The sequence below is a fragment of the Exiguobacterium sp. s50 genome (genome assembly GCF_018618175.1).
GTDB lineage: Bacteria > Bacillota > Bacilli > Exiguobacteriales > Exiguobacteriaceae > Exiguobacterium > Exiguobacterium chiriqhucha.
Genome location: NZ_JACSLP010000001.1, coordinates 108,970 through 126,824, shown reverse-complemented (window position 1 = coordinate 126,824; position 17,855 = coordinate 108,970). Strand labels below are relative to the sequence as shown.

Below are 17,855 nucleotides of genomic sequence, written 5' to 3'. Positions count from 1 at the left end.
GACACAATGAGCCATGTCTCTCACGTGTTCACTTAGTGAAACATGAATGACTAAAGGTGGTGAAACCAGCGATGCTGGTGAAATATAAACAATCGTACGAAAAGACGGCGATGGGCTTGCTCGCGTTCTCATGTAGCGACAAATCTCCGCTCGCCTTGCTCGAACTCGTCCGGTCCTACGAAGAAGACCCTGCCAAATTCCTTTATCTCTGGAGAGTCGGGGAAGACTTCGTCGGGATTATCGGGATGGAGCAACAAGAGACGACGATGTTCATCCATCATATTGCGCTGTCTCCGTCGTTCCGTGGCGAGAAACGTTCCTATGAACTGCTCGATGAGACCCGGAACTTATTGCCGCTCGACTTGAAGCTCGTCGGTCAAGGCAAGACCGGGGACTTGCTCGATAAATGGAATCAAGTCGTCATCTAAAAAAGCTAGGCTCAGCGCCTAGCTTTTTTGCGTGCCTCGAGCGCCCGGAGCCGCTCGGTGACGACCGGTGTCCGGTCTCGATACATATGTTTATGGACGAGCTCGTCAAACGTGAGCGCGGTCGGTTCGAATGTCGGTTTCAAGCGCTCGATTTGTCGGCGCGTCGATTTGTCGAGCGGCAGCGTCTCGGGGAGCGGCCAACACTCCAAATCCTTGGCGAACGTTTCCACATCGATGCCGTGCCCCTCGAGCTCGGTCGCGGCCAGCCCAAGTTTCTGTTGTAACGCCGCGATGCTCTTTTTCGCCCCGGCCGTATTGCCGCGGCGGGCATGGTAATGGGCGACGGCGTACTGAATCAAGGCGGCGTAACCTAAATCTTGACGGCCTCCGTCTTGCCATGCTTCCTCGAGCACTTCGTGGCATTCGAAATAATCGGCATGGCATTCAAACAAGAGCGTATACTGGATTAAAGGCGTTGACATCAAATTTCTCCTTTCGTGGTCACGGTACTACAAAACATGTTATACTAAAGCGCAAAAATGTAAATGGCAGGTGTCTCTATGGAAGCGTACAACGTCAAAATCGATACGTTCGAAGGTCCGCTCGACTTGTTGCTCCACTTGATCGGCAAGATGGAGCTCGACATCGCGGACATCTCTGTCTCCGAGGTCACGGACCAGTATGTCGCCTTTATCCGGACGATGCAAAAATTTGAGCTCGATGTGGCCAGTGAGTATTTGGTCATGGCGGCGACGTTGCTCCAATTGAAGAGCAAGCAGCTGTTGCCACCGGTACCGGTCGAAGAGGATGACATTCCTGACTTCGGCGAAGAACCGACCCGCGAAGGGTTGATTCGACAGTTGATTGAATATAAGGCCTATAAAGAAGCGGTCGTGTTCATGCGCGAGCAGGAAGAGTCTCGGCTCGAACTGTACAGCCGTCCGGGCGAAGATTTGACGCGCTATATGTCCGACCTCGTCCAACCGTACGACGGACCGCTCAACTTCTCGGACTTGTTGCACGCCTATTCGAAGATGGTCGAGCGCAAGCGGTGGAAAGAACGCCGCAAGAAGACGATCAAACGCGAAGAACGGACGCTGGAGGAGCAGATGACGCGGTTGCACGAGCATGTCTCGGCAGCAGGGACGACCTCGTTCTTTTCGTTTTTTGAAGAGCGGCCCGATGTCTCCGACCTCGTCGTCACGTTCATGGCGTTGCTTGAGCTAATCAAGTTGCGTGTCGTCACGACCAAACAAGAAGAACGGGACATTCAAATCTCGTTCGTCGAATCATCAAAGGAAAGGAATGAAGCCGTTGCTGTCTTATGAAACGATTATTGAGAGTCTACTGTTCGTCGTCGGTGAAGAAGGGATGGAAGTGCGTGCCCTCGCGGATACGCTCGACATTTCGGAAGCCGCCGCCCGCGAACAGTTGAGTAAGCTAGAAGTATCGTTTAAAGACTCCGGTCGCCCGTTCCAATTGATTGAATCGGCGGGCGTGTACAAGCTCGTGACGGTCCCCGAGGTATCCGAGTATATTCAGCGTTACGTTGGCACGATGGCCGAACAAGCGTTGTCTCGGGCCGCGATGGAGACGCTCGTCATCATCGCGTACAAGCAACCGGTCACCCGGGCCGATATCGAAGAAGTTCGGGGCGTCAAAGTCGAACGCGTCATCCATACGCTGTTATCAAAAGGGTTGATTGAGTCGGCGGGCCGGGCCAAGACGATTGGACGGGCCAAGTTGTACCGCACGACCGAGCATTTCCTGGACCATTTCGGGTTTAATTCACTTGATGAATTGCCCCCATTAACGTTTGAAGACGAGCTCTCGGACGAAGGCGATTTGTTCTTCGGCCAGCCGTCTGCGATTATGCAAGATAGATTGGAGAATGAATAAATGGAACGTTTACAAAAAGTGATTGCCCAAGCAGGTGTCGCCTCACGGCGCAAAGCCGAAGAAATGATTTTAGATGGACGGGTCCGCGTCAACGGGAAAGTCGTGCGCGAACTCGGGACGAAAGTCGGACCGAAGTCTGAAGTCGAAGTCGACGGTGTGAAAATCGAACAAGAAGAGCATGTCTACTATGTCCTCTACAAGCCGAGCGGTTACGTCTCGACGGTCGAAGACGATAAAGGTCGTAAAGTCATCACCGACCTCGTCCCACCCGGATCACGTGTCTTCCCGGTCGGACGTCTCGACTATAACACGACGGGACTCATCATCTTGACGAACGATGGAGAGTTCTCGAACATGATGACCCATCCGAAGTTCAAAATCCCGAAACGCTATGTGGCGAAAGTGAAGAACATTCCTTCGTATATCGCGATGAAACAACTCGAGTCGGGCGTCGAGCTCGATGACGGATATAAGACGGGCAGTGCCCAAGTGAAGATGAAGACGGTCGACCATAAGAAAAACTCGGCCATTCTAGAAATCGTCATCTCGGAAGGCCATAACCGTCAAATCCGCCGCATGCTCGAAGCAGTCGGTTCGGAAGTCATCAAATTGAAGCGCGAACAGTTCGGTTTCTTGACGCTCGACGGTCTCACGACGGGCGAATGGCGTGAACTGTCACGTAAAGAAGTATCCAAGTTGCGTGAACTTGCCAACCCGACCGTACCCCCTGTACAACGAGGCAAGAAAAAGAAAAAATAACAACTAAAAAATCGTCCTGAGATAGGATGATTTTTTAGTTTGTGGAGATTGTGTGACAAAAAGATGAAAAAAGTCTGTTAATGTGCGTTTTTGGTGTTTTTTCAGTACAATAACAACTGAAGGATGGTGTGAACTCATGACGAAAGAAACAAAGTCGGGTGATCGCATGAATCAGGCGATGGCCCATAAGAAAAAACGGTCATTTTGGCGGCTCATGATCATGACGATGGTCCTGTTCGCAGGAGCGGTCGTCATCATGCAATTGATTGAACAAGCCGGTAACGACGGACGGGTCGAGGCCGGTGACGATGCGCCGAACTTCAAGCTCGTCAGTTTAGACGGGACGACGATGGTCGAGCGTGAAACATACGACGGCAAAGGGCTGCTCGTGAACTTCTGGGGCACGTTCTGTGAACCGTGTGAGAAAGAGATGCCGGTCGTCCAGGAAAACTATGCGGCCCTTCAAGACATGGGCGTCGATTTTTGGGCGGTCAATGTCGGTGAGACACCGCTCCGGGTCGATAACTTTGTGAACGACCTCGGCGTCAAGCTCGACTATCCGATTTTGATGGACACGCGCAGCGAAGTCGAGAAGGCGTACGGGATTTATAACTTGCCGGTCACGTTCGTCATCGATGCCGATGGCAAAGTGATTGAAAAGTACGAAGGTGAACTCACGAAAGAGAAACTGATGGAGTTGGCCGAGAAGTCATTGTAAGCGAACGGGGGGCGCACATATGCTAGATATGAAATACGACGGCGCCGATTTACGATCGAAGCGTCGTCCACGGTCATGGATTGATCGGGTGTGGAGCTTTTTTGCATCGGTCAAGGTCGGACTATGGCTTATCGGGCTCATCATCGTCGGATCGGCGGTCGGAACGATTTTTCCGCAAGAGATGTATATTCCGCAACAGTTGCCGGCGAGCCAGTATTATACGGACGAGTACGGGACACCGGGAACGATTTATTACACGTTAGGATTCCATAACCTTTATACATCGTGGTGGTACATCACGTTGATCGTCATGCTGACGTTATCGCTCATCGTCGTGTCAATCGACCGATTTTTCCCGCTATATAAAGCGTTGAAAAACCAGCCGGTCCGACGTACCGATCGCTTCATGCGCGGACAACGTCTGATTGGGGAAGGCAAAGGCTCGGACGAACAAATCGATGCGTTCGGCGACGCCTTAAAAGCGAAGCGCTATCAAGTGAAGCGTGACGGCGACGCCTTACTCGCCGAAAAATACCGTTTTGGCCGTTGGGGCCCATACGTCAACCACATCGGGCTCGTCATCTTCTTCATCGGGGCGATGCTACGCGTCTTCCCGGCATTCCATACGGACACGCTCGAATGGGTGCGCGAAGGCGATACGGTTCCGCTCGAGGCGACGGATGATGAATATTATCTCCGCAACGATCAATTCATTTTAGAGATGTATGATCCGGAAAACAACGCCGAAGATGCGAAGTTTGCCGAGGCAATCGAAAAAGCGGGTGCAGTCCCAAAAAACTATGAGACGGAATTGACGCTGTTCAAGAAGACCGGAACGAACGAGGACGGATCGCCGCAACTCGAGGAAGTCGATACCGGTTCGACGAAAGTGAACCATCCGTTCAAGTTTGAAAAATATGAAGTGTATCAAGAACAGTATTCGAGTCGGCCAGAGTTCTTGTCGATGTCATTCAATGTCGCTGATAAAGAGACAGGCGACGTGTATGGACCGTTCACGGTCGATTTGACAAACCCGGAGACGACATACGACCTCGGTGACGTCACGGTCAAACTGAACGACTTGTATCCGGACTTTGAGGTCAAGGACGGCCAGCCGAACACGAAATCGCCACGGGCGCTCAATCCGGCCTTCTTCATGGCGATTGACACGCCGGACGGCACGACCGAATCGAACTTGATCGGGATTCGCTTGAACGTCGCCGACGAGGAGAACCGCTATGCGGTCCAATTCGCCGGGACGGAGATGGCGAGCACGAGCGGTCTGCGCGTCAAGAGTGACTCGACGTATCCAGTGTTAATCGTCGGGGGAATCATCTTCATGGTCGGGATCGTGATGGGTATGTATTGGCCGCACCGTCGCATCTGGATTCGCCGTCACGGCGAGACGGACGTGCTTGTCGCCGGTTTCACGAACAAGAACCCATCTTCACTTAACCGCGAAATCACACCGCTCCTAGAGAAACATGGCCTGCCGATCTGGGAAGATCAGGCACGGTTTGAAAAAAAGACAGACGACAACTCAACCAATGAAAGAGGGGAATCATAATGGAGTGGATTCAGTGGAGCAGTCGTTTGCTCTTCATCGCGTTCATCCTGTACGCCGTCGCGACCGTGTTGTTCACGATCGCGGTCAGCGGGATGCGCAAGGACCGCAACGTCAACCGTATCGCCTATGGAAAGTATGCGTTCATTCTGGCGGTCATCGGCTTTATCGCCCAAATGGGATATTTTATTTTACGGTGGGTCGGGGTCGGCTATGCGCCGGTATCGAACCTATACGAATACACGACGTTCTTCGGAATGATGATGGTGCTTGGCTTCCTCGTCGTGTATGGCATTTATAAGAATGATGTGCTCGGGTTGTTCGCTATGCCGGTGGCGTTGCTCGTCATCGCGTTCGCCTCGATGTTCTCGAGCGAAGTGGCACCGCTCATCCCAGCCTTGAACAGTGTCTGGTTGAAGATTCACGTCACGACCGCAGCGCTCGGACAAGGGATTCTGGCCATCAGCTTTGCATCAGGCCTCATCTTCTTGCTAAACGAGACATCGATGCGCGAGCAGTCGAAGTCTCGGACGTGGCTTGAAGTCACGATGTTCGTACTCATATGTACGCTCGGCTTCATTCTCGTCTCGATGCTCTTCAAGGCGATTGGCGCCGGTGGCGTCGTTGAGTTCACGAACGATCGCGGAACGCAAGAGTCGTATGAGTACTTCATGCCGATGCTGTTCGTACCGGAAGGGGCGCAACTTGTCTCTGGTGCCAGCGGCTTGTCACTCGAGTTGCCGACGTTCATCAACACGTTGAAATTGAACACACTCATCTGGTCGGTCATCGCCGGCGTCGTGATTTATGTGTTGCTCCGTTTCGTCATCTTACGCAAGCGCGTCGCCGAGGCGTTACAGCCGCTCGCGAAAAAGGTCGACCTCGACCTCGCTGACGAGATCAGTTACCGTTCGATCGCCATCGGCTTGCCGGTGTTCATTCTCGGGGGCCTCATCTTCGCCATGATTTGGGCCCAAATCGCCTGGAACCGTTTCTGGGGCTGGGACCCGAAAGAAGTGTGGGCGCTCATCACGATGCTCATCTATATCTATTACTTGCATATGCGGATCCAGCGAGGCTGGACGGGAACGAAAGCGGCTTGGCTCTGTGTCGGTGGATTCGCCGTCATCATGTTCAACCTCGTCTTCGTCAACCTTGTCATCGCCGGTTTGCATTCATATGCGTAAACAAAGAAGTCACTCCGGTGGCTTCTTTTTTCATGGCGCTATCAACTGACCGTTGTGAAGCCAAATAATAGAGTGGTATAGTTATGAAAGAGAGCGAAATGTTCACAATTGTGCAACAATCGCTACATCTTGTAATGGTTCGATTAGGAGGTTTAATGGATGGCTAATAAAACAAAAATTTTAGTGGTCGACGACGAGGAAAGAATTCGCCGCCTATTAAAAATGTATTTGGAACGGGAACAGTACGTGATTGTCGAAGCGACGAACGGGGAAGAGGCGTTACAGCTCGCCCTCGAGCATAATTTCGATGTCATCCTGCTTGATTTGATGATGCCGAAAATGGACGGTGTCGAGGTGTGTACCGAACTTCGCAAATCGAAAGCGACGCCGGTCATCATGTTGACGGCGAAAGGGGAAGAAGTCGACCGTGTCCAAGGGTTCGAGGTCGGGGCCGACGATTATATCGTCAAACCGTTCAGCCCGCGTGAGGTCGTCCTACGCGTCAAGGCGCTCCTCCGCCGTTCAGGATCGACCAAATATTTACGTACGGCTGAAAAATCAAAAGACTTAATCGTCTTCCCGCATTTGACGATCGACAACGACGCGCACCGTGTCACGGTCGACGGGGAAGAGATTGCGCTCACGCCGAAAGAGTATGAATTGTTGTTCTTCTTGGCCAAGCAAGTTGACAAAGTGTTCTCACGGGAACAGTTGTTAAAAGAAGTATGGAACTATGAATTCTTTGGAGACCTTCGAACGGTCGACACACACGTGAAGCGACTCCGGGAAAAGTTGAACCGGGTCTCTCCAGAAGCCGCGCACATGATTACGACGGTATGGGGTGTCGGTTACAAGTTCGAAGTCGTCAGTGAGTGATGATTCGCCGCAATAGCATCGTCACAAAGCTGTGGTTGACGATTCTCGTGTTGGTCAGTCTTATCTTGTTCATCGTCTCCGTTCTGATGCTCGAGTTTTTCAACTCGTTTCATATTGATCAGGAACGAGGCCATTTGGCCAAACTCGGGGGACAAGTTCAATCCGTACTGCTCCAAGAAGGGGACGCATCGCGGACGGTTGATCAAATCATCGAAGTGTACGGCGCCAACTATATATTGGAGAACGGGACGGTCCGCTCGAATTTCGGGACCGAAGTCGATGGGCTCATGACCGAACTCGGACGTCAAGACTGGGAAGCGTATCAAGCCGTCGGAGAGACGTCGATCGGGAACTTCTCGTCGTTTGACGACCAGGCCGCGCTCGCATACCGGACGACGTTCTCACTCGAGACGGGCGAGTATACGCTTTATTTGATTGAACCGCTTGATGCGATCTCGAGTGCGAACGAAGGGGCCCGGACGATCATCTTTTGGACGGTCGCCTCGGCCATCATCGTCACGACCGTGTTCGCGTTCTTCTTATCGACGCGCATCACGGCACCGCTCCGGGAGATGCGCGACGCCGTCAACAAGACAGGGGAAGGGCAGTTCGACCTGCGCCTCGTTCAAAAGTCGAACGATGAGATCGGCGAACTGGCCGGCTCGTTCAACGCGATGAGCAGCCAGCTGTCGACGTATGTGAACGCGCTCGATCGGGAACGGCTACAATTGGCCTCGATTTTACGGTCGATGGCCGATGGGGTCATCACCCTCGACCGCCATGCGAACGTCATCGTGACGAATCCTCAAGCCCAACCGCTCCTCATTGACGAGCAACCGCACGAAGTCGTGTTGTCGCTCTATGAGGACGTCGTCGCCGGGGCTCCGGAGAAGACGATTGAAGTGAAACAGCACGACCATTATTACACGTTGACCGTGACACCGCTTCTTGGCGAGGACGATTTCGAAGGGGCCGTCGTCGTCATCCGTGACACGACAGAGAGCCATCGCCTCGACAAGATGCGGACCGATTTCGTCGCCAACGTCAGCCATGAACTCCGGACCCCGCTCGTGACGCTCCAAGGGTATTCCGAGGCGATTATCGACGGCATGACCGAGAGTGATGATGCGACGAAAGAATTCGCTTCCATCATCTATGATGAGTCACTCCGGCTCGCCCGTCTCGTCAACGATTTACTCGACTTGGCACGAATTGAATCAGGCAAAGAGACGATGCAATTCGCAACGTTCGACCTCGGTGAGTTTTTACCGCGCGTCATGCGCAAGTTCAACCAGATGGCGAACGAGAAAGGGATCACCCTCTCGACTGAGGCTCCGCGTCACACGATTGAGGCGGACGGGGACCGATTGGAACAAGTGTTCACGAATTTAATCGGCAATGCCATCGCACATACCGAGTCCGGTTCGATTCGACTCGAAGCGAGCGCAGAAGAGACCGGCTTCATGATCCGTCTGTCCGACACGGGCAGCGGCATCCCGAAAGAAGATTTACCGTTCGTGTTCGAACGGTTTTACAAAGCGGATAAAGCACGGACGAGCGGCGGCAAGGCAGGTACCGGAATCGGTCTCGCCATCGTCAAGAACGTCATCGATGCCCATCACGGCACGGTCGACGTCTCAAGCGCGCTCGACGAAGGGACGACGTTCACAATCCGTCTCCCGTACACGCAACCGCAGGCATAACGACAATGGTGACTCCTATGGGTCACCATTTGTGGCATAAAGGAGGAAATGACATGAAACTGTACACACGAGGCGGGGACAAGGGCGAGACGTCGCTCATCGGTGGACGCGTCTTGAAAGTCCATCCCCACATCCAGGCGATGGGACTGTTAGATGAGTTGAACAGTCAGATCGGTCTCGCGCTCGCCCATCAGACGGACGAGACGCTCCGGACCCAATTGACACGAATCCAGCACGACTTGTTCGATCTCGGCTCGGAGCTGATGTATAAACAAGACCCGCCGCAACAAGTCGATTTAGTGATCGTCACCGAGCTTGAGACGTGGATTGACGAGCTTGAGGCCAAATGTCCTGAGCTCGTCCGGTTCATTTTGCCGGGAGGCAGTGTCGGAGCGGCAAGCCTGCATGTGGCGCGCACCGTCTGTCGCCGTGTCGAACGAGAACTTGTCAATGTCGATGCAGCCGTCCGTCAACTCCCGTACTACAATCGATTGAGTGATTACTTATTTACTGCGGCCCGTTACGCCAACGTCGTGGCCGGTGTGCCTGATCAAGAGTACGCCCGCGGTGCCGATGTCTTTAAAACGAAAAAGAAGAAGGAGTAGATCCAGTTATGAAAGGAATCGAACAATTTCAACAGCGATTGCACTATTCGGTCTACCCGACCCAAAAATTCAAGACGACGACATGTCTCGTCTCGTTCGCGGCGCCATTGTCGCCTGAGACGATTGCAGCCCGCGCCTTGTTGCCGTATGTGATGGAGAAGGCGACGGAAGCCTATCCGTCGATCGAACTGTTCCACACGCCGCTCGAACAACTGTATGACGCAAGCCTGTACGCCGGGGCCTCAAAAGTCGGCAAAGAGCATATCATCCAGTTCCAGCTTGAAGTCGTGAACGATGAACTCGTCGGCGAACCGGTGCTCGCTCAAGCCATCAAACTGCTCGAGGAAGTGCTACTTCGTCCGAACGCCTATGACGGGGCGTTCCAACCGCTCATCGTCGAGCAAGAGGCTCGTCTACAGCGTCAACGGATCGAATCGGTATACGATGACAAGATGCGCTTTGCCCAACAACGTCTACAAGAGCTGCTCGGCGAAGAACTCGCCATCCCATCGCTTGGGACACTTGACCAGTTGGAGCACGTGACACCTCGGACGTTGTTCGAGGCGTATGAAGCGATGATCCGTCACGACCGCGTCGACGTCTATGTCGTCGGGGACGTCAGTCGTGAACAAGTGACGGACGCGTTCGCCCCGCTCGAAGGGCTCGGAGAACGTCTCGTTCGGGAGTATCCCCAGCCGGTCGACCGTGAGTTTCAACGGCTCGAGGAACATCAAGCCATCAATCAGAGCAAGTTGCACCTTGCCTATCAAGTCGACATCGACCCGAGAAGTGAGGACGCCGTCCGGATGCAAGTCGTCAACGGCTTATTCGGCGGCTTCCCGCACTCGAAACTGTTCATGAACGTCCGCGAAAAAGAGAGCTTGGCCTATTACGCGGCCTCGCAGTATAGCTCGCTCAGCCGGATGTTGTTCGTCTACTCCGGAATCGATGCCTCGAACCAGGCCAAGACCGAGGCGATTATCGCCGACCAGCTAGCCGACCTTCAAGCCGGCACGTTCGAGGATGAGACGCTCGAACAGACGAAAGCAATGTTATTCCATCAGCGTCGCCAACTCGGCGACAATCCGCGCCAACTGATCGCTTGGATGAGCGGTTCGGACATCCGTCCGTTCTCGCTCGACGAAGAGATGGCGATTATCGAACGGACGTCGCGTCAAGACGTGGCCGCGCTCGCGAACCGATTGACGCTACAGGCCGTCTATTGTTTAAAGGGGGGAACCGCATGAAACTCGATTTTCCAAACGTCGGAGAGACGCTTCATCATACCGTCCTCGAGAACGGATTGACGGTTTACTTATTGAAAAAGACCGGCTATGAGAAAACGTACGCCACGTTCACGACCAAATACGGGTCGATTGATCGTCGGTTCAAGCTAGAGGACTGGGTCGACGTACCGGACGGGATCGCCCATTTCCTCGAGCATAAGATGTTCGAGAAAGAGGACGGCGACGTGTTCCAACAATTCGGACGCCTCGGTGCGTCGGCGAACGCGTTCACGTCGTTCACCCGGACGGCATATTTGTTCGGTGCGACGTCGAACGTCAGTGAGAACTTGAAGACGTTAATCGACTTCGTCCAAGCGCCGTACTTTACAGAAGCATCGGTCGAAAAAGAGAAAGGCATCATCGGTCAAGAGATTCAGATGTATCAAGACAATCCAGGTTGGAGGCTCTACTTCGGTTTGATTGAGGCGATGTACGCCGAACACCCGGTCAAAATCGATATCGCCGGGACGATCGACTCGATCAGTGCCATCACGGCGGACGATTTGTATCGTTGCCACCAAGCGTTTTATCATCCGAGCAACATGGTGCTGTTCGTCGTCGGGAATATCGACCCGGACGCGATACTCGCTGAAATCACCGCCAACCAGGCGGCGAAGACGTTCCCGCAGCCGCTGTTGACAGCGCGCGAAGAAATCGTGGAGCCGGAGACGGTGCATCTGGCCGAACGCATCATCGAGATGGATGTCTCCGTCCCGAAAGTGATGATCGGGTATAAGGATACGCCGCTTGCCGGCAAGGATGGCATGAAGCAAGAGCTCATCGTCGAGCTCCTCATGCATGCCTTGTTCGACACGACGGCACCGCTCTATGCGGAACTGTATGCCGAAGGATTGATTGATGACGCGTTCTCGTTCGACTATACGTCAGAAGAGACGTTCGCCTTCGCCGTCCTGTCGATGGAGACGCCACACGTCGAGACGTTCGTCGATCGGATTACGTCCGCCCTCGAGCGTCCGCTCGAACTCGGCGTCGAGACACTCGATCGCAAGAAGCGCATGATGAAAGGGCAGTTTTTGAAGGCGCTCAACTCACCTGAGTTCATCGCTAACCAGTTCTCACGCTATGCGCTCAGTGGCGGTAATATGTTCGACATCCCTGATCTGCTCGATGCGATTTCACTCGACGATCTGTACGCCGCGTATGACCGTCTATTCCAAGCCGATCAACGGACCGTCTGCATCGTCAAGAAGCCGTGACGACGCTCATCACGGGAGCGAGCGGGGCAATCGGTCGTGCCGTCGCCCTGTCGTTCCGGGACGATGACCTCATCTTGCAGGCGCATACGCAGGCGGAATCGCTCCGTGCATTCGTCGCGAGCGAAGGACTGACGGCTGACGTCGTCACGTGTGACCTCGATGATGAGACCGGGCTCGAGGCTTGGCTCGACACACTCGGACCGGTCGACCGCATCATCCACGTCGCCGGCAATCATGCCTACGGGTTGCTCGTCGACCAGTCGCTCCTCGAACTCGATCGGCTGTACCGGATTCATGTCCGCTCGATGGTCCGGCTCGTGCAGCACGTCGTCGGGCAAAAAGCGTACGACCGCCCCCTAGATATCGTCGTCGTCTCGAGCGTCTGGGGTGAGGTCGGTGCGGCCGGGGAAGTCCTCTATTCGACGGTCAAGGCCGCCCAACTCGGCTTCGTCAAAGCGTTCGCGCGTGAGGCGGGACCGTTTCATGTCCGTATCAACGCGGTCACACCGGGGTGGATTGACACTCCGATGAATGATACGGTAGAAGAGACGAAACAAACGGCCCGTGAGGAGATTCCGCTCGGCCGGTTAGGCGGACCTGAGGAAGTGGCGGAGACGATTCGTTTCCTTTGCTCCCCGGCTGCAGCCTATATGACCGGTGCCGTGCTCCGTATCGATGGCGGTTGGGTGTGAAACTTTGTCGTCACGACTGAAACGAGTTCTTTTCAATTCTTCTAAAATAATTTAGAATGAACAAGGTAGCGAGCACACATCGGAAAGGGTGGACGTGATGGATCATAAGTTCGAAGAATGGTATCTCGAATATGAACTTTGCCAAAATCGGCCCGGTATCCTGGGGGATATCGCTTCCCTGATGGGGATGCTTCAAATCTCAATCGTGACGATTAACGGCGTCGATCTCCAGCGCCGCGGCATGCTGTTAAAGGCCCCGGCCGCGGATCACGTCCATCGTCTGGAACATATTTTGCGCAAGATGGAAGCCATCGTCGTCATCAAGCTCCGGCGACCGAAGCTTCGCGACCGAATCGCGATTCGACATGGGCGCTACATCGAGCACGACAATGACGACAAGAAGACGTTCAAATTCGTCCGCGAGGACTTAGGTGTCCTCGTCGACTTCGTCGCCGAACTGATGAAAGAAGAACGGCACTTGTTGATCGGGGTGCGCGGCAATCCGCGTGTCGGGAAGACCGAGTCGATTGTTGCGGCGAGCGTCTGTGCGAACAAGCGCTGGCTGTTCCTGTCATCGACGCTCATGAAGCAAACGGTACGGACCTCGCTGTTCGAAGAAGAACGCGAAGGGGACCACGTCTATATCATCGACGGTGCCGTCTCGACGCGGACGATGGATGAACGCCATCGTCAATTGATTCGAGAAGTCATGCGGTTGCCGTCCGTGAAAGTCATCGAGCATCCGGACCTATACGTGCGCAACACCGATTGCGTGTTCGAAGACTTTGATTACATCATCGAACTGAGGAACTCACAAGATGAGGAGATTATCATTCCTCAAGAGACACATCGTGAGGCAGAATGGTTTGAATAACTACTTGAATGGAAGGTGTGGACCCCTGTGACAGAACTAGGGACTTTTTTGAAACAAAGGCGTGAGGCGAGCGGTTTGACGCTCGACCAAATCCAGCAGACGACGAAGATTCAAAAACGCTATATCATCGCGATCGAGGAAGGTGATTACAAAAATCTCCCTGGCTCGTTCTATGCACGGGCGTTCATTAAAACGTATGCGGAATCGTTAGGACTTGATGTCGATGAACTGTACGAGACGTATGCGAAAGACTTGCCGAAAATCGAGCCGCAACCGACCGTTCAATTATCGCGAAAGCAAACCTATTCGAAAGCGTCCGAGACGTCGAGCCGTGTCTCGCGTTGGGTACCGAAAGTCATGCTCGTGCTCGTCGCGTTCCTGTTGATGACGGCCGTCTATTACGTCGTCCGAAACCTTGATTTCGGCGACCAAAACGCGTCACCGACTGAACAGACGAACTCGGGTGTAACCATTGATCAAAACAAGGACGTGCCGGAAGAAGAGCCGGTCGAAGAAGAACCACCGGCTGAAGAACCGGTCGAAGAAGAACCGGCAGAAGAGACGGGACCGATTGCGGTCGCGTCGACGAACGGGGCAGACCTCACATATGAGATCGCGACGGCCGATAAACTGACGACGGAGATTCATGTGAAAGAGTCGCCGGCGACATATGTCGGTGTTCGGGACACCTCACTCGAGGGAGCGTTCCTCGCTCCGGAATATCCGAACCAATCGAAACAAAACCCGATTGTCATCGAGGACGCGGAGACGGATACGCTTCGCATCCGAATCGGCTTGATCGGTGGGGTCGAGAAAATTGTTGTCAATGGCCGGGAGCTTGAATTAGCCGACTCGCCGGTCACACAAAATATATTTGTAAAGAGAGTCGACGCAGAATAAGTTGACTCTCCTTCTAGAGGAGGAGTTCTCGATGAACCTACCTAACCGTTTGACGATGTTACGGGTGTTGCTCATCCCCGTGTTCGTCGTCTTACTCGCCGTAGATTTTGATTGGGGAGACATCGCTTTCCTCGGGGCGGACGTACCGCTCCATCAATTCATCGCCGCGGTCATCTTTACGATTGCCGCTATCACTGACTGGCTTGACGGGCATCTCGCCCGGAAGCACAACTTGGTCACCAACTTTGGGAAATTCATGGATCCGCTCGCTGACAAACTACTCGTCACGGCGGCACTTGTCCTGCTCGTCGAGATGGATCTCGTCGCGGCATGGGTCGTCGTCGTCATTCTCTCGCGTGAGTTCGCGGTGACGGGACTTCGTCTCGTGGCGGCCGATGAAGGAATCGTCGTCGCGGCCGGGAAGTCGGGCAAAGCGAAGACATGGGTCCAACTCTTTGCCATCATCTTCCTGCTGTTCGGCAACCCGATTTTCAGCTATGTCGGCATCCCGTTCGGCGAATGGGCCATGTGGCTCGCGCTCGTCTTGACGATTTACTCAGGGGCCGAATATTTCGCACAAAACTATAAGATCATTGTAAAGTCGATGTAACCATCGGCATAGACGAGTTGTTCAGCTTGGCCGAACAGCTCGTTTTTTTATTGGGAGGAGGAATTTGGATGAAACGCACCGAAATCATTGCGGTAGGCTCTGAACTGCTCTTAGGGGAAATCACGAACACGAACGCCCGTTACTTATCAGAACAGCTGTCGAAATATGGGTTGTCCGTGCTGTATCATGTAGTCGTCGGAGATAATCAGGAACGTTTGCGAGCGACATTCGAACAAGCGCGATCACGAAGTGAATTCGTCATCGTCACTGGCGGCCTTGGGCCGACGGCGGATGATATCACGAAGACGACACTCGCCGAGGTGCTCGGTCGTCCACTCATCCGTGACGAGGCATCGCTCGAGACGATCCATCGTTTCGTCGCCTCGCGCGGACGCGAGCCGAACGAAGGGGACGCGCGGCAAGCAGACGTCTTAACCGGGGCCGAAGTGCTCACCAACCCGGTCGGTCTCGCGCCCGGGATGTGGATCGAGGACGAACCGACATGGCTGTTGTTACCGGGTGTCCCGTGGGAGATGAAAGCGATCGTCGACGCCACGTTCCCAGAAAAATTCGGCGGGATGACCATCGTCTCTGAATCGTTGCGCTTTTATGAAATCGGTGAGTCGGCGCTCGACGCGGCCGTCGTCGATTTGATGACCGGGTCGAACCCGACGGTCGCCCCATACGCCGAGTCGGGCGAGGCACGACTGCGCATCAGCGCCCGCGCCGATACTGAGACCGTGGCGCGGGAGATGATTGAACGGGTCAAACAGGATATTTTGGCGCGGGTCGGTCACTATTACTTCGGTTCAGACGAGGATACGCTCGCCGCACGGCTGATTCACGAGTTACAAGCGCGCAAGGCGACGCTGTCGATTGCCGAGTCGCTCACGGGCGGTCAAGCCCAAGCGATGCTCACGGCCGTTCCAGGAGCATCCTCGGTGTTCAAGGGCGGGGTCGTCACGTACTCCGACGAGCTAAAAAATAGGTTTTTAGGGGTGTCCCTTGATACAATTGATTCACACTCGGTCGTCTCAAAAGAAGTCGCCTTTGAAATGATCCTCGGTCTGACGCGTCAGACCGGAACGGATTATGGGCTGGCGTTCACCGGCGAGGCCGGTCCGACGTCAAATTCGGGTCAGCCGGTCGGAAAAGTGTTCATCGGCATCCGGTCACCGGACGGGATTGACGTGATTGAACGTGATTACCCGCATCAAGAGCGGCATGTCATTCAAGCCCGGGCTACGAAAGACGGAATGTGGGCGCTCCTGCAACAAATGAAAAAAGGCGAATAAACGTTCGCAAAAAACTTGTGTATCGTCTTCGCTTCGCTTATAATGAAAGTATCAATCAAAGGAGGCTCATTAATCTATGAGTGATCGTAAACAAGCGTTAGAAATGGCATTACGCCAAATTGAGAAACAATTCGGTAAAGGCTCAATCATGCGCCTCGGTGAAAATACAGATCAGCAAGTTTCGGTGACCCCGTCAGGCTCAATCGCCCTCGACATCGCCCTCGGTGCAGGTGGTTATCCACGTGGTCGTGTCATCGAAGTGTACGGACCTGAATCGTCAGGTAAGACGACGGTGGCGCTTCATGCTATCGCTGAAGTTCAAAAGCGCGGCGGACAAGCTGCCTTCGTCGACGCCGAGCACGCGCTCGACCCGAAATACGCACAAAACTTGGGCGTCAACATCGATGAGTTGCTCTTATCACAACCGGATACAGGGGAACAAGCCCTTGAGATCGCGGAAGCCCTCGTCCGCTCTGGTGCGGTCGATATCCTCGTCGTCGACTCGGTTGCGGCACTCGTTCCGAAAGCCGAGATTGAAGGGGAGATGGGAGACTCACACGTCGGTCTTCAAGCCCGCCTCATGAGCCAAGCGCTCCGTAAATTGTCTGGTGCGACGAACAAGTCGAAGACAATCGTCATCTTCATCAACCAAATCCGTGAGAAAATCGGAATCATGTTCGGTAACCCGGAAACGACACCTGGTGGTCGTGCCCTCAAGTTCTATTCGTCGGTCCGTCTCGAAGTCCGTCGTGCTGAAACGCTCAAACAAGGTCAAGACATGGTCGGGAACCGGACGAAAATCAAAGTCGTCAAAAACAAGATCGCGCCACCGTTCAAGACGGCAGAAGTCGATATCATGTACGGCGAAGGAATCTCGCGTGAAGGCGAGCTCATCGACATCGGGGCCGACCTCGATATCGTTCAAAAGAGCGGCGCGTGGTACTCGTACAACGAGGAGCGTCTCGGTCAAGGCCGTGAGAACGCGAAGCAGTATATGAAAGAGAACCCGTCGGTGGCCGCATCGGTCGAAGAACGGATTCGCGACCACTACGGTCTCAACGGTGAAAAGACGGTCACAGTCGAAGCTGACAACGATGACGTCCTCTCACTTTTAGACGAAGAGTAAGTAACGTTTCTCGCCTGACATGGTTCAGGCGAGATTTTTTTAGTATAATTTTTTTGATGAATTGGTAGTTCTATCCTGTCCGTGCATTGCATTCTAACAGGTAAATAAGTACAATA

19 protein-coding genes are annotated in these 17,855 nt (G+C 53.9%); 18 read left to right on the top strand and 1 reads right to left on the bottom strand.

The genetic code is table 11. From position 1 onward, the window contains the following. The first annotated feature begins 71 nt into the window (after window positions 1-71). A complete protein-coding gene (locus KNP68_RS00670; protein ID WP_021067630.1) occupies window positions 72-428 on the top strand; it encodes a GNAT family N-acetyltransferase in 357 nt (118 codons plus the stop codon). A gap of 11 nt (window positions 429-439) precedes the next feature. Here KNP68_RS00670 and KNP68_RS00665 read toward each other — a convergent pair whose 3' ends face one another. Continuing rightward, entirely contained in the window at window positions 440-910 is a 471-nt protein-coding gene (locus KNP68_RS00665) for a DUF309 domain-containing protein (RefSeq protein ID WP_021067629.1), read from the bottom strand. A 78-nt stretch (window positions 911-988) separates the two neighbouring features. On the opposite strand from KNP68_RS00665, the gene KNP68_RS00660 reads away from it, so the two are divergent. From KNP68_RS00660 to recA, 17 genes are all read left to right on the top strand, one after another. After that, window positions 989-1,756, top strand: coding sequence for a segregation and condensation protein A (locus KNP68_RS00660; protein WP_058763846.1), 768 nt, complete (start codon window positions 989-991; stop codon window positions 1,754-1,756). Beyond that, window positions 1,734-2,327 carry an SMC-Scp complex subunit ScpB gene (scpB, locus tag KNP68_RS00655; RefSeq protein ID WP_021067627.1) on the top strand — a complete coding sequence of 198 codons (594 nt, stop codon included), beginning with the start codon at window positions 1,734-1,736 and terminating at the stop codon, window positions 2,325-2,327. The genes KNP68_RS00660 and scpB overlap by 23 nt, the downstream gene beginning before the upstream one ends. Next, window positions 2,328-3,086, top strand: a complete 759-nt coding sequence (locus tag KNP68_RS00650) for a pseudouridine synthase (protein ID WP_021067626.1) — start codon at window positions 2,328-2,330, stop codon at window positions 3,084-3,086. Window positions 3,087-3,222: 136 nt separating this feature from the next. Then, window positions 3,223-3,804 carry a redoxin domain-containing protein gene (locus KNP68_RS00645; RefSeq protein ID WP_214798406.1) on the top strand — a complete coding sequence of 194 codons (582 nt, stop codon included), beginning with the start codon at window positions 3,223-3,225 and terminating at the stop codon, window positions 3,802-3,804. Between the two features lie 19 nt (window positions 3,805-3,823). Then, complete coding sequence (gene resB, locus KNP68_RS00640) at window positions 3,824-5,371, top strand: cytochrome c biogenesis protein ResB (protein WP_251128652.1); 1,548 nt, start codon at window positions 3,824-3,826, stop codon at window positions 5,369-5,371. Beyond that, window positions 5,371-6,555 (top strand): c-type cytochrome biogenesis protein CcsB, encoded by a 1,185-nt coding sequence (gene ccsB / locus KNP68_RS00635; protein WP_214798402.1) that lies wholly within the window; start codon window positions 5,371-5,373, stop codon window positions 6,553-6,555. Before resB ends, ccsB begins: the two co-directional genes overlap by 1 nt. A gap of 159 nt (window positions 6,556-6,714) precedes the next feature. Next, window positions 6,715-7,431, top strand: a complete 717-nt coding sequence (locus KNP68_RS00630) for a response regulator transcription factor (RefSeq protein ID WP_021067622.1) — start codon at window positions 6,715-6,717, stop codon at window positions 7,429-7,431. Beyond that, window positions 7,431-9,134 (top strand): sensor histidine kinase, encoded by a 1,704-nt coding sequence (locus tag KNP68_RS00625; protein ID WP_058763840.1) that lies wholly within the window; start codon window positions 7,431-7,433, stop codon window positions 9,132-9,134. The genes KNP68_RS00630 and KNP68_RS00625 overlap by 1 nt, the downstream gene beginning before the upstream one ends. 53 nt (window positions 9,135-9,187) lie before the next feature. Continuing rightward, window positions 9,188-9,739, top strand: coding sequence for a cob(I)yrinic acid a,c-diamide adenosyltransferase (locus KNP68_RS00620; RefSeq protein WP_021067620.1), 552 nt, complete (start codon window positions 9,188-9,190; stop codon window positions 9,737-9,739). Window positions 9,740-9,747: 8 nt separating this feature from the next. Further along, a complete protein-coding gene (yfmF, locus tag KNP68_RS00615; protein ID WP_214798399.1) occupies window positions 9,748-10,986 on the top strand; it encodes an EF-P 5-aminopentanol modification-associated protein YfmF in 1,239 nt (412 codons plus the stop codon). Continuing rightward, window positions 10,983-12,242, top strand: coding sequence for an EF-P 5-aminopentanol modification-associated protein YfmH (gene yfmH, locus KNP68_RS00610; RefSeq protein WP_214798396.1), 1,260 nt, complete (start codon window positions 10,983-10,985; stop codon window positions 12,240-12,242). The genes yfmF and yfmH overlap by 4 nt, the downstream gene beginning before the upstream one ends. Beyond that, window positions 12,239-12,934 (top strand): elongation factor P 5-aminopentanone reductase, encoded by a 696-nt coding sequence (gene ymfI, locus KNP68_RS00605; RefSeq protein ID WP_214798393.1) that lies wholly within the window; start codon window positions 12,239-12,241, stop codon window positions 12,932-12,934. Before yfmH ends, ymfI begins: the two co-directional genes overlap by 4 nt. Before the next feature lie 97 nt (window positions 12,935-13,031). Continuing rightward, on the top strand, window positions 13,032-13,808 hold the full coding sequence (locus KNP68_RS00600; RefSeq protein WP_021067616.1) for a YmfK family protein: 777 nt from the start codon (window positions 13,032-13,034) through the stop codon (window positions 13,806-13,808). A 48-nt stretch (window positions 13,809-13,856) separates the two neighbouring features. Next, entirely contained in the window at window positions 13,857-14,708 is an 852-nt protein-coding gene (locus KNP68_RS00595; RefSeq protein WP_241764584.1) for a helix-turn-helix domain-containing protein, read from the top strand. Window positions 14,709-14,739: 31 nt separating this feature from the next. Next, complete coding sequence (gene pgsA / locus KNP68_RS00590; protein ID WP_021067614.1) at window positions 14,740-15,318, top strand: CDP-diacylglycerol--glycerol-3-phosphate 3-phosphatidyltransferase; 579 nt, start codon at window positions 14,740-14,742, stop codon at window positions 15,316-15,318. A 68-nt stretch (window positions 15,319-15,386) separates the two neighbouring features. Then, window positions 15,387-16,613: a competence/damage-inducible protein A gene (locus tag KNP68_RS00585; protein WP_021067613.1), complete on the top strand. Its 1,227-nt coding sequence runs from the start codon at window positions 15,387-15,389 to the stop codon at window positions 16,611-16,613. 76 nt (window positions 16,614-16,689) lie between these two features. Beyond that, on the top strand, window positions 16,690-17,739 hold the full coding sequence (gene recA / locus KNP68_RS00580) for a recombinase RecA (protein WP_021067612.1): 1,050 nt from the start codon (window positions 16,690-16,692) through the stop codon (window positions 17,737-17,739). Window positions 17,740-17,855 lie beyond the last annotated feature (116 nt).

Bases quoted from the DNA above. Each gene is read 5' to 3' on its own strand.
- KNP68_RS00665 (WP_021067629.1), bottom strand. From the start codon at position 910: ATGTCAACGCCTTTAATCCAGTATACGCTCTTGTTTGAATGCCATGCC.
- KNP68_RS00650 (WP_021067626.1), top strand. From the start codon at position 2,328: ATGGAACGTTTACAAAAAGTGATTGCCCAAGCAGGTGTCGCCTCACGG.
- pgsA (WP_021067614.1), top strand. From the start codon at position 14,740: ATGAACCTACCTAACCGTTTGACGATGTTACGGGTGTTGCTCATCCCC.
- yfmF (WP_214798399.1), top strand. From the start codon at position 9,748: ATGAAAGGAATCGAACAATTTCAACAGCGATTGCACTATTCGGTCTAC.
- recA (WP_021067612.1), top strand. From the start codon at position 16,690: ATGAGTGATCGTAAACAAGCGTTAGAAATGGCATTACGCCAAATTGAG.
- KNP68_RS00585 (WP_021067613.1), top strand. From the start codon at position 15,387: ATGAAACGCACCGAAATCATTGCGGTAGGCTCTGAACTGCTCTTAGGG.
- KNP68_RS00620 (WP_021067620.1), top strand. From the start codon at position 9,188: ATGAAACTGTACACACGAGGCGGGGACAAGGGCGAGACGTCGCTCATC.
- KNP68_RS00600 (WP_021067616.1), top strand. From the start codon at position 13,032: ATGGATCATAAGTTCGAAGAATGGTATCTCGAATATGAACTTTGCCAA.
- KNP68_RS00625 (WP_058763840.1), top strand. From the start codon at position 7,431: ATGATTCGCCGCAATAGCATCGTCACAAAGCTGTGGTTGACGATTCTC.
- KNP68_RS00660 (WP_058763846.1), top strand. From the start codon at position 989: ATGGAAGCGTACAACGTCAAAATCGATACGTTCGAAGGTCCGCTCGAC.
- resB (WP_251128652.1), top strand. From the start codon at position 3,824: ATGCTAGATATGAAATACGACGGCGCCGATTTACGATCGAAGCGTCGT.
- KNP68_RS00645 (WP_214798406.1), top strand. From the start codon at position 3,223: ATGACGAAAGAAACAAAGTCGGGTGATCGCATGAATCAGGCGATGGCC.
- KNP68_RS00630 (WP_021067622.1), top strand. From the start codon at position 6,715: ATGGCTAATAAAACAAAAATTTTAGTGGTCGACGACGAGGAAAGAATT.
- scpB (WP_021067627.1), top strand. From the start codon at position 1,734: ATGAAGCCGTTGCTGTCTTATGAAACGATTATTGAGAGTCTACTGTTC.
- KNP68_RS00670 (WP_021067630.1), top strand. From the start codon at position 72: ATGCTGGTGAAATATAAACAATCGTACGAAAAGACGGCGATGGGCTTG.
- ccsB (WP_214798402.1), top strand. From the start codon at position 5,371: ATGGAGTGGATTCAGTGGAGCAGTCGTTTGCTCTTCATCGCGTTCATC.
- yfmH (WP_214798396.1), top strand. From the start codon at position 10,983: ATGAAACTCGATTTTCCAAACGTCGGAGAGACGCTTCATCATACCGTC.